At 71.4% G+C, this 9688-nt stretch carries 10 protein-coding genes and 1 tRNA gene; 2 read left to right on the top strand and 9 right to left on the bottom strand.

Annotated features, from left to right (window positions below):
• Positions 1-62: 62 nt before the first annotated feature.
• On the bottom strand, positions 63-2429 hold the full coding sequence (locus ACFVHV_RS42055) for a hypothetical protein (protein WP_380358925.1): 2367 nt from the start codon (positions 2427-2429) through the stop codon (positions 63-65).
• Positions 2430-2653: 224 nt separating this feature from the next.
• On the opposite strand from ACFVHV_RS42055, the gene ACFVHV_RS42050 reads away from it, so the two are divergent.
• A complete protein-coding gene (locus ACFVHV_RS42050) occupies positions 2654-3769 on the top strand; it encodes a tyrosine-protein phosphatase (protein ID WP_380358922.1) in 1116 nt (371 codons plus the stop codon).
• Here ACFVHV_RS42050 and ACFVHV_RS42045 read toward each other — a convergent pair.
• The 8 genes from ACFVHV_RS42045 to ACFVHV_RS42010 all read right to left on the bottom strand — a co-directional run bounded on the left by ACFVHV_RS42045 (position 3756) and on the right by ACFVHV_RS42010 (position 8792).
• A complete protein-coding gene (locus ACFVHV_RS42045; RefSeq protein ID WP_359913949.1) occupies positions 3756-4661 on the bottom strand; it encodes an RNA polymerase sigma factor SigF in 906 nt (301 codons plus the stop codon). The genes ACFVHV_RS42050 and ACFVHV_RS42045 overlap by 14 nt on opposite strands.
• 144 nt (positions 4662-4805) lie before the next feature.
• On the bottom strand, positions 4806-5723 hold the full coding sequence (locus ACFVHV_RS42040) for an RNA polymerase sigma factor SigF (protein WP_380358919.1): 918 nt from the start codon (positions 5721-5723) through the stop codon (positions 4806-4808).
• A gap of 255 nt (positions 5724-5978) precedes the next feature.
• Positions 5979-6272: a Dabb family protein gene (locus ACFVHV_RS42035; protein ID WP_359913952.1), complete on the bottom strand. Its 294-nt coding sequence runs from the start codon at positions 6270-6272 to the stop codon at positions 5979-5981.
• A 79-nt stretch (positions 6273-6351) separates the two neighbouring features.
• Entirely contained in the window at positions 6352-6492 is a 141-nt protein-coding gene (locus ACFVHV_RS42030; protein ID WP_359913966.1) for a hypothetical protein, read from the bottom strand.
• A 478-nt stretch (positions 6493-6970) separates the two neighbouring features.
• A tRNA-Ser gene (locus ACFVHV_RS42025) sits at positions 6971-7057 on the bottom strand.
• An 81-nt stretch (positions 7058-7138) separates the two neighbouring features.
• Positions 7139-7666, bottom strand: coding sequence for a tRNA adenosine(34) deaminase TadA (tadA, locus tag ACFVHV_RS42020; protein WP_359913955.1), 528 nt, complete (start codon positions 7664-7666; stop codon positions 7139-7141).
• Positions 7667-7716: 50 nt separating this feature from the next.
• Complete coding sequence (locus tag ACFVHV_RS42015) at positions 7717-8274, bottom strand: tRNA adenosine deaminase-associated protein (RefSeq protein ID WP_359913958.1); 558 nt, start codon at positions 8272-8274, stop codon at positions 7717-7719.
• Positions 8275-8588: 314 nt separating this feature from the next.
• Complete coding sequence (locus ACFVHV_RS42010; protein WP_359913963.1) at positions 8589-8792, bottom strand: hypothetical protein; 204 nt, start codon at positions 8790-8792, stop codon at positions 8589-8591.
• A gap of 196 nt (positions 8793-8988) precedes the next feature.
• Between ACFVHV_RS42010 and upp the strand changes: the two genes are divergently transcribed.
• A complete protein-coding gene (gene upp / locus ACFVHV_RS42005; RefSeq protein WP_049650159.1) occupies positions 8989-9624 on the top strand; it encodes a uracil phosphoribosyltransferase in 636 nt (211 codons plus the stop codon).
• Positions 9625-9688 lie beyond the last annotated feature (64 nt).

Raw genomic sequence — 9688 nt, 5'->3', positions numbered from 1 at the left:
GGGGGGGGGGGGGCGGGCGGGGCCCCGCCCCCCCCCCCCCCCCCGGCGGCGGATCGTACCGGTTACCGGTTGCCGGAGCGTCCGGTGGTGCTGCTCGGCGTGGCCGTCCCCCCAGACGGCTTGCCGTTCTTCGTCGCAGCGGTGTTGCCGTGGTGGCCGTCGCCGCCCTGACCGATGGTGCCAGCGGTGACGTCCTTGCCCGGCACCGGGGTTCCGCTACCCGGGACCAGGGACGGAGCGGGCTTGCGCGTGGTGTCGCTCGGGCCCACCGGGACGGGGGTCGCGACGCCCTGCGGCACGACCTTCTTGTCCGCCGGCACCGGGGCCGGGACGGACTTGGCCGCGACGCTCGGGGCGACGGCGGCCGGGGCGGCCGGCGCGGACGGCAGCTGCAGGGTGACGCTGCTCTGCAGCGCGCCCGGGGACACCCAACCCGAGAGCGTACCGGCGTAGGACGAACCGAACCCGCCCGTTCCGATGGCCAGCTTCTGAGCAGTTCCGGTCGGCATGGTGGCCTGGACCTGAACGCCCGACGGCGCGTTCACGGTGATGGTGCTGCCGACCCGGTAGGCGGTGACCTGGCCGGCGGCGAGCGCGTTGTTCCAGGCCGCGCGGCGCTGGAACTCCTGGCCGATCTCGCGCTGGCTCAGGTTCACGATCGGGGCGCTGTCCGCGTGCAGCGAGCGGTAGGTGCCGAGGATCTTCTCCAGCACCGGGTACAGGATGCGGTCCTCGGACAGGTTCGACTGGTGCACGAAGTGCGGACGCGGGTCGTTGTTCAGCACGTGGCCGAGGTCGATCCGGGCCTCCAGCGGCACGATGTACGACTGGTAGCCGGTGTTGACGTCGAGCGGCTGCGGCAGGCAGGTCGAGTTGGCGTTGTTCTCGCAGACGCCGCTGCCGCCGTTGGCCTTGCTGGTGTAGATCCAGTTGTACTCGTCGGTCTCCTCCTTCGCCGTGGCGGCGTTGTAGAAGACGTTCATCGGGTACCGCGGCACGGTCAGCACGGACGAGCCGACGGCCCGCTGGCCGGTCTCGCGGGAGGCGTCGCTGGCGGTGAACTTGATGCCGTTGGCGGCCAGTGCCGGGGCCAGGTACGGGTTGTCGCTGGTCTCCTGCGGGGCGGTCAGCAGCCCGGAGTGCTCACCGGTGACCAGGGTCTGCGCGTCGAACTGGAGGCCGCGCGCGGTGGCCCAGTCGGCGTTGTTCTTGATCTGGGTGGAGATGGTGTTCTGGTCGACCCAGACGGTGCCGCCCGCGCTGTTCTTGGAACAGACCCACGGCACCACGGTGACGTTCTGGACGCAGCCCAGGTACGGGTGGGTGTAGGTGTGGTTGACCCACCGGTAGCTGCTCTGGTCGGCGATCATCCGGTCCGCCGTGGGGTCGGCGGTGGTCTCGTGGTCGGCCTTCCAGTCCTCGCTGCCGCCACCGTTGAACACCATGTCCAGGGTGAAGTTGTTGGCGGCCTGCCACTGCTTGAGGTGGTCGGCGTCGTCGACGGTCATCCGGATCGGGCTGGCGGTGTCCGGGGTGCCGGGCGGGCAGGTGACGTCGCCGGGGGTGCACTTGAGCGTGGTGTCCCAGCGGTCGTCGGCCAGGAAGACGTCGTCCACGTGGGTGGCGAAGTAGTTGCGGTCGTAGCCGAGGTGGACGCCCTGGGTGAGCCAGTCGACCATGCCGCGGGCCAGCATCCGGTACTGCTGCTGGTACTGGTTGTAGACGAACGTGACGACCAGTTCCTTGCGGCCGTCGTGGGTGTACTCGCCGACCAGGGAACCGCGGGCGGTCGCATTGGGTATCGGCGCGTCGACCAGCGGGACGAACGAGGCGCCGGCCGGCAGGCTGGCGAGCGGGGTCGCCAGGTAGCCGTAGCTCTCGCTGACGTTCGTGTCGTTGTCCTCGAACGGGACGCTGCCCTTGAGGTACCCGAACGGGCCCGAAGTGCCGGCCGCGGTGGTGGCGCCCTGGAATCCGTCGAGAGTGCCCACGAATCCGGGATTCTGAGCGTAGTTCAGACCCACTGCGGGGTTGGCCCACGTGTACGCGTCGATCTGACGGACGTTGAATGCGGCTTCGTAGCTCGCGATCGCCGTCATCTCGGCGGCACTGTTGGGGAAGGGGTTTTCGTTGGGCAGCACGATGCCCTGGAACTTCCCCCGGGGCAGGCCGTTCACCGTGTCGCTCAGGAAAGCGGAGTTGATCACGGGACGGTTGGGGTCATTGAGGCTGACGACCTTGTAGGGCGTGCCCTGGCTCTTCAGCTCGGCGGTGATGGCGGCGACGGACGGGCCGCCGTCGTCGACGACCAGGACGGTGAGGTCGATCCTGGGCGGCGTGGTGTCGCCGTGGGCCAGGGTGGTCTGCAAGCCGCTGGCCAGCAGGACTGCCGCCGCGCACGCGGCGACTCTTCGGGTCGCTCGACCCATGGTGATCCTCCCCTTGGGGCCGGCGCGGCGCTCCTCGGCGCTCGCCTGCCCGTGTAGCTGTTCGCGGGCAGCAGGCTGCCCGGGCCCATCCTGGTCGAGGGACGGCGGTGCGAGGGACCAATTGGGCGAGAGTGCAGCGAACCTGTTACCAACGTTCATGGCGAAGCCATGAAGGCGCTGATTGTGACCGGAACCGTACCGGCGGCGCAAATAGTGAATTGAAAATGAAAAACCGGAAGCTGAGTGCTACACGTGGTTACCGAGGGTGTGCCCGGTGGGGTGGGCGGGGCACCTACACTGTCGTCGTTGCGCATGACACTCTTGCACATCCCACCGCCCCGTTGGGCAGGTTCATGCAATATCGGGCACCGCTGTGCCATGTGACAGTCCGAATATGCAATGGAGGCGCTCGCGTGGTCGATCAGCATACCGAGCCGGAGGGATTCCTGAGCGTACGGAATGCGTCACCGAAGCCCGCCGGAACGCCGCTGGTCGGACGCAGTCTCGGTTTGCGCGGTGCGTTGAATGCCCGGGATCTGGGCGGGTACCGCGCGGCTGACGGGCGGATTCTGCGGCGCGGGGTGGCGCTGCGCAGCGATGGCCTGAACCGTGTCACCGCCGAGGACCTCGGCCCGCTCGGCGCGCTCGGCCTGCGCAGCGTGGTGGACCTGCGGAGCATGGACGAGGTCCGCGGTGCCGGACTGGACCGCCTGCCAGGCGGTGTGACGCTGCATCATCTACCGCTACTGGCAACGGACTTCGACATCTCGCTGCTGGTCCGCGACGCGCTGGCCGACCAAAGTCCGCAGCGCCAGCGGGCGTTGCTCGGCGACGGCCGGGCAGCCGCCCTGATGACCGGCCTCTACCGATGGTTCGTCACGGATCCGGTGGCGCGCGAGCGCTTCGCGGCCCTGCTGCGCCTGCTGGCCGCCCCGCAGGGCCCGCCACTGCTGTTCCACTGCTCGGCGGGCAAGGACCGCACCGGCTGGGCCGCCGCGCTCCTGCTGACCGCCCTCGGGGTGGACCGGGGGACCGTCCTGGCCGACTACCTGCTCACCAACGAGCGCTCGGCTCCGGTCGTGCGCGGGGTGCTGGGCGACTTCGCCGCCCGTGGCCTGATGCGCGAGCCCGAGCTGCTCCTGCCGGTCTTCCGGGCCGACGGCGGCTACCTGGACGCGGCCTTCGCGGAGGTCGAGGCCGGCTGGGGCGGTTTCGACGCGTTCTGGCGGGACGGGCTCGGGCTGGACGACGAGGTGCTGGCCGGGCTGCGCGCCAACCTGCTGGACGAGCCGGGGGCCGGGCGGGGCCCGGCCCCCGGTGGCGGGCTCAGCCCTCGTTGATCAGCCCCTCGCGCAGCTGGGTGAGCGTCCGGGTGAGCAGCCGGGAGACGTGCATCTGGGAGATCCCGATCTCCTCGCCGATCTGCGACTGGGTCAGGTTCCCGAAGAACCGCAGCATGATGATCCGGCGCTCGCGCGGCGGCAGCTTGGCCAGCAGCGGCTTGAGCGACTCCCGGTACTCGACGCCCTCCAGCGCGAGGTCCTCGTAGCCGAGCCGGTCGGCCAGCGGCCCGTCGCTGTCCTCCTCGCCGGTGCTGGAGTCGAGCGAGCTGGCGGTGTACGCGTTGCCGACCGCCAGGCCCTCGACCACGTCCTCCTCGCTGACCCCCAGGCAGGCCGCCAGCTCGGCGACGGTGGGGGAGCGGTCCAGCCGCTGGGAGAGCTCGTCACCGGCCTTGGTGAGGGCCAGCCGCAGCTCCTGGAGCCGCCGCGGCACCCGGACCGACCAGCTGGTGTCCCGGAAGAAGCGCTTGATCTCGCCCACCACGGTGGGCATCGCGAAGGTGGGGAACTCCACCCCGCGCTCCGGGTCGAAGCGGTCGATCGCCTTGATCAGGCCGATGGTGCCGACCTGGACGATGTCCTCCATCGGCTCGTTGCGGCTGCGGAAGCGCGCCGAGGCGTACCGGACCAGCGGCAGGTTGAGCTCGATCAGGGTGTCGCGGACGTAGGTGTGCTCGGCGCTGCCCGGGTCCAGCGCGGCCAGCCGCAGGAACAGCGAGCGGGAGAGCGTCCGGGTGTCCAGTCCGGCGCCGGGCGGCGTCTGCGTTCCCGCGGCGGGGCCGGGTGGCCGGACCGTCTCGACCCGCTGCAGCGGGACCAGGTCCTCGGCGACGGCCGTGCCGGTGGCCCGGCCGGCGTGGATCTCCGCAGTGCCCAGCTCTCCGGACATGCACCCACCCCCTTGTGACTGTCGGTTGAACGGGGGCCGTCGCGCGGTGGTTCCCGGCGAGGGCCTTCCCCCTCCATACCGGAACACGGTCCACGGCAAACCCGAACGTCGCAAGATGTCACGCCGGGGTAACTGGCTGCAATCTCACTCTTCCCAGGAGTTGCCGGTCCGAAGCCTGGTCAGGATCCGTGAGAGCAGCCGGGACACGTGCATCTGGGACATCCCCAGCTCGGTGCTGATCTGGGACTGGGTCAGGTTGGCGAAGAACCGCAGCATCACGATCCGGCGCTCCCGCTCGGGGAGCTGGACCAGCAGGTGGCGGACCATGTCCCGGTGCTCGACCTCGGCCAGCGCGGAGTCCTCGTAGCCGAGCCGGTCGAGCAGGGCGAGCCCGCCCTCGTGCTCCTGCGCGGCCTCCAGGGAGGCCGCGTTGTAGGCCCGCCCGGCGTCCAGACAGGCCCGCACGTCCTCCTCTGGGATCCGCAGGCTGGCGGCGATCTCGGGCACCTTGGGCACCCGCCCGTGCAGCACCGTCAGCTCCTCCATCGCACCGCTCACCTGGACCCACAGCTCCTGGAGCCGGCGCGGGACGTGCATGGTGCGGACGTTGTCCCGGAAGTAGCGCTTGATCTCGCCCAGGATGGTCGGCAGCGCGTAGGTGGGGAACTGGACGCCGCGGCCCGGGTCGAAGCGGTCGATCGCGTTGATCAGGCCGATGGTGCCGACCTGGACGACGTCCTCCATCGGCTCGCTGCGGCTGCGGAAGCGGGTGGCCGCGTAGCGGACCAGCGGGATGTTCACCTCGATCAGGGCGGCCCGCACCCGCTCCCGCTCGGGGGCGTCCGGGGGCAGCTCGGCGAGCCGCTCGAACAGCACCCGGGTCAGCGTCCGGACGTCCACGGCGGGGCGGCCGCCGGGGCCGCGCAGCCGGTCCGGGCGGAGCTCGCCGGCCGGGCTGGTGATCGCAGCCAGCACTTCGTCCACGGACACCTCACCCCTCCCAAAGTCGTCAACGGCGGGCCCTGCGGATCGGGTGTCGCGGCTGGCTCGGTACCTCGCCATGTCCGGCAAAACCGGTCATAGCATCACAAGGTGGGCACACATCGGGCAAGCACCCGACGGAGGTGTGTTGGTGGGGTGTTCAACCTTTCCCGGGCCGGCCGGCGAAGTGCCGCACGGATCGTTCCGGGACGGAGCAGGGGCGCCCCGCCCGGAGGACGGGCGGGGCGCGGCGGTCCGTCCGGGGGACGCGTCCGGGGCGGGTTCCGGACGGGCGGGGTCGGACGGACAGGGGCCGGACGGGTGCCGGACGGGTGCTCAGACCTCGATGTCGGCGATCACCCAGGTGGCGAACTCGCGCCAGAGGCCGGCCGCGGCCTGGTGGTCCGGGTGGGTCAGGTAGGCCTGGAGGGCGTCGCGGTCCTCGACCAGGCTGTTGATCGCGTAGTCGTACGCGATGTCGCGCTCGGTGGTGTTCCAGCCGCACTCCCACTCGCGCAGCTCGGGGATCACCGCGCCGAGCGCGTCGAAGGCCTTGGCGCCGGCGAGCACGCGCTCTTCGTCCTTGCCGACGCCTTCGTTGAGCTTGAACAGGACCAGGTGGCGGATCACGATTGCCGCTCCTCGCGGACGGGGACAGAGGGTCCCGCTCACCGTAGCCGGTGCGCCGGGGCCGGTCGCGGGCCGTCCGTCACTTGATCAGACCGGTCATGAAGGTGCCGACCGCCTTGGCGGCGTTCGAGATCCCCTCGAACCCGAGCTGCACCAGCTCCGCCGACCGGGAGGGCGAGGTGATGATCGAGTAGAGCACGAAGATGAGCAGGAGGGCCATGCCGATCCTCTTCGCCTGCGCCATCGGGTGACCTGCCTCCCAGCCGTGGGCCGCCGTCTTCCGGTCCCCGAGCGGCCTGCAGGGGGCAGCTTATCCACCCGGACGGGCTATCAAGTGTGCGACGCGTTCGGCCGGCGGGACGAAGGTCCCCGCGAGTGGGGCCTTTCTCCGGATGCCCCGTCGCGGGCCGGGCGGCAGGATGGAGGACGTACCGAGGATCTGGCAGGAATCCCCGGTGCGTGGATCCGGAGCTCCCCGCTGTGGGACCGGTCGCCGCGGCTTCCCCCGACGCGGCGCCGGTTGTGGGACTCCGCCGGGGGAGCGGTCAGTCCCCCCGAGCCGCTCCCCCTCCAGGCTCCGTACGGACCGGGCACCGGTGGTCATCGGCCCGGGGTACGGGGCCGTTTTTCGTGCCCGGACACCGGCCGGACAAACGCCGAGGGCCCGTCCGGATCGGACGGGCCCTCGGGCTTTCGAGCGGTAGCGGTGGGATTCGAACCCACGGTGGAGTTGCCCCCACACACGCTTTCGAGGCGTGCTCCTTTGGCCGCTCGGACACGCTACCGAGAGGAACTCTACCGGAGGGGTGGCGCAGTCACGAAATCCGTATCGCCACGGCGGTCGGCGGGCTCTCGGCGGCGGGCTCTCAGCGGTGGGTGTCGAAGAAGGCGCGCAGCTGTTCGCCGCACTCGTCGGCGAGGACGCCCCAGATCACCTCGGGGCGGTGGTTGAGCCGGCGGTCGCGCATCACGTCGAAGAGCGAGCCGGCCGCGCCGGCCTTCTCGTCGAGGGCGCCGTAGACCACCCGGTCGATCCGGGACAGCACGATGGCGCCCGCGCACATGGTGCACGGCTCCAGGGTGACGACCAGTGTGCAGCCGCTCAGCCGCCATTCCCCGGTCTTCTCGGCCGCCTGCCGGATCGCGACCACCTCGGCGTGCGCGGTCGGGTCGCCGACCGCCTCGCGCTCGTTGTGGCCGCGTCCGATCACCTCGCCGTCCGGGTCCAGGACGAGCGCCCCGACCGGCACGTCCCCGGTGGCCGGCGCCAGTGCGGCCTCGGCCATGGCCAGGCGCATCGGCGCCGCCCAGCGGTCGCGGACCGGGTCGGGGCGGACGGGTGCGGGCAACGGGGGGACGCGCGGAACGGTCAGCGGGGTGGATGCGGGCTGCATGGCATCCAGTGTCGGGTATCCGGCGGCGGACACCGGTACGACCGACCGCTCTACCGGACGGCCTCCAGGACCTCGCCGCAGCCCAGGGCCTCGGCGATCTCCTCCAGGGCGTCGCCCGGCACCGCGCCCTCGCCGCTGAGCGCGAGCAGGTCCTCGGAGGCGAGGCCGAACTCGGTGAGCAGATGGGCGTCGCCCAGCGGGCCGACCGGGACGCCGCCGCGGGCGTCGGCGTCCTCCTCGTCCTGCTCCCCGGCCTCCTCGGTCTCGTCCAGCAGGTGGTCCAGGTCGCCGAACTCGCTCTCGCCGGCCTGGTCGACCAACTCGTCGGTGAGGACGGACCCGTAGGAGCTGCGGGCGGCGGCGGCGCCGTCCGACACGAAGATCCGCGGGTCCTCCTCGCCGTCCACGCGGACGACGGCGAACCAGGCGTCCTCCTGTTCGATGAAGATCAGGACGCTGTCGTCGTCCTGGGCGGAGTCGCGGGCCAGGTCGGCCAGATCGGCCAGGGTTTCGACGTCGTCGAGCTCCGTCTCGCTCACATCCCACCCGTCCTCAGTGCGAGCAAGCACTGCAGCGAAGTACGCCACCAGGGACACTCCCAAGATCATCGGTCTCGGCTGCCGGCGCGCACGGGCGACGCGAAAATCTGGCCGCCCCCGCGCCAGGGGCGGTCCGCTTGTTCGGACCGTCCCATCGGAATCGTGACAGAAAGCCCGCCCTCGCGGGGGGTGTTCGGCAGCGCGTCTTTGCAGGTCGTGTCGGAAGGGCCGGGTGGCGGACGGCGAAGTCGGGCGTGGCGGTCCGAAGCCGGTCGAAATTTGCTCCGAACGCCCGTCGGGGGTCGCCTCGGGCCGTTTCCGGGTCCGCGCCCGGGGTCCGCCCCGGGCGCGCGGCGCGGCGGCGCGGGGCCGTCCGGGCCTTGTCAGATCCGGAAGGTTCGCATCCGCATGGCCTCGCGCATCCGCCGCTCCTTGGTCCGCCGGGGCTGGACCCGCTCCCGCAGCTCGCGCGCCTCGGTGAGTTCGCGCAGGAAGACGGCCCGCCGCCTGCGGCGCTCCGCCTCGGTCTCGGGGTGGTCGTACGGCGGGCCCGGGCTCCGGCCCGACCCGTCGACGGGCTCGTCCATCGAGCCGTCCCCGGCGTTCGGGTTGCTCGTCATAAGACGTGACATTCCCAGAACGGCCCGGTTGATACCACAGGAGGCACTTCCGTCCGGACATTCGCGACAGGTCACGGCGTGTCACGGGCGTGTCACCCGACCCGCCGCCCGGCTGGGGCACGGCGGGTCGTACACCCGTCCAGACCCGGGCTAACCTCGACACATGCGTCTCCACGTCGTCGACCACCCCCTGGTCGCCCACAAGCTCTCCACCCTGCGCGACGAGCGCACCGACTCGCCGACCTTCCGTCGCCTGACCGACGAGCTGGTGACCCTCCTCGCCTACGAGGCCACCCGCGACGTCCGCACCGACGAGGTGGAGATCACCACGCCCGTCGCGGTCACGCTGGGTACCCGGCTCAGCTACCCGCGCCCGCTGGTGGTCCCGATCCTGCGGGCGGGCCTCGGCATGCTGGACGGGATGACCCGCCTGCTGCCGACCGCCGAGGTGGGCTTCCTCGGCATGGTCCGCAACGAGGAGACCCTGGAGGCCTCCACCTACGCCACCCGGATGCCGGACGACCTCTCCGGCCGCCAGGTCTACGTGCTCGACCCGATGCTGGCCACCGGCGGCACCCTGGTCGCCGCGATCAGGATGCTGATCGAGCGCGGTGCCACCGACGTCACCGCCGTGGTGCTGCTGGCCGCGCCGGAGGGCGTCGAGGTGATGGAGCGGGAGCTGGCAGGTCTGCCGGTCACCGTGGTCACCGCCGCCGTGGACGAGCGTCTCAACGAGAACGGCTACATCGTCCCCGGCCTGGGCGACGCGGGCGACCGGCTGTACGGCACGGCCGGCTGAGCCCCCCAGCCCGAACCACCCGGACCACCGAACACCGAGAGCCCCCGGCACTGCGTCTGCCCTG

Source organism: Kitasatospora sp. NPDC127116 (assembly GCF_042677365.1).
GTDB lineage: Bacteria > Actinomycetota > Actinomycetes > Streptomycetales > Streptomycetaceae > Kitasatospora > Kitasatospora lactacystinica.
Note: the sequence above shows the minus strand (reverse complement) of the source record. Positions and strands in the feature narration are given on the sequence as shown.

Excerpts from the sequence above, each read along its gene's own strand:
- ACFVHV_RS42045 (WP_359913949.1), bottom strand. The coding sequence starts at position 4,661 with ATGTCCGGAGAGCTGGGCACTGCGGAGATCCACGCCGGCCGGGCCACC.
- ACFVHV_RS42030 (WP_359913966.1), bottom strand. The coding sequence starts at position 6,492 with ATGGCCCTCCTGCTCATCTTCGTGCTCTACTCGATCATCACCTCGCCC.
- ACFVHV_RS42015 (WP_359913958.1), bottom strand. The coding sequence starts at position 8,274 with ATGATCTTGGGAGTGTCCCTGGTGGCGTACTTCGCTGCAGTGCTTGCT.
- ACFVHV_RS42010 (WP_359913963.1), bottom strand. The coding sequence starts at position 8,792 with ATGGACGAGCCCGTCGACGGGTCGGGCCGGAGCCCGGGCCCGCCGTAC.
- ACFVHV_RS42055 (WP_380358925.1), bottom strand. The coding sequence starts at position 2,429 with ATGGGTCGAGCGACCCGAAGAGTCGCCGCGTGCGCGGCGGCAGTCCTG.
- tadA (WP_359913955.1), bottom strand. The coding sequence starts at position 7,666 with ATGCAGCCCGCATCCACCCCGCTGACCGTTCCGCGCGTCCCCCCGTTG.
- ACFVHV_RS42050 (WP_380358922.1), top strand. The coding sequence starts at position 2,654 with ATGAAAAACCGGAAGCTGAGTGCTACACGTGGTTACCGAGGGTGTGCC.
- upp (WP_049650159.1), top strand. The coding sequence starts at position 8,989 with ATGCGTCTCCACGTCGTCGACCACCCCCTGGTCGCCCACAAGCTCTCC.
- ACFVHV_RS42040 (WP_380358919.1), bottom strand. The coding sequence starts at position 5,723 with ATGGCGAGGTACCGAGCCAGCCGCGACACCCGATCCGCAGGGCCCGCC.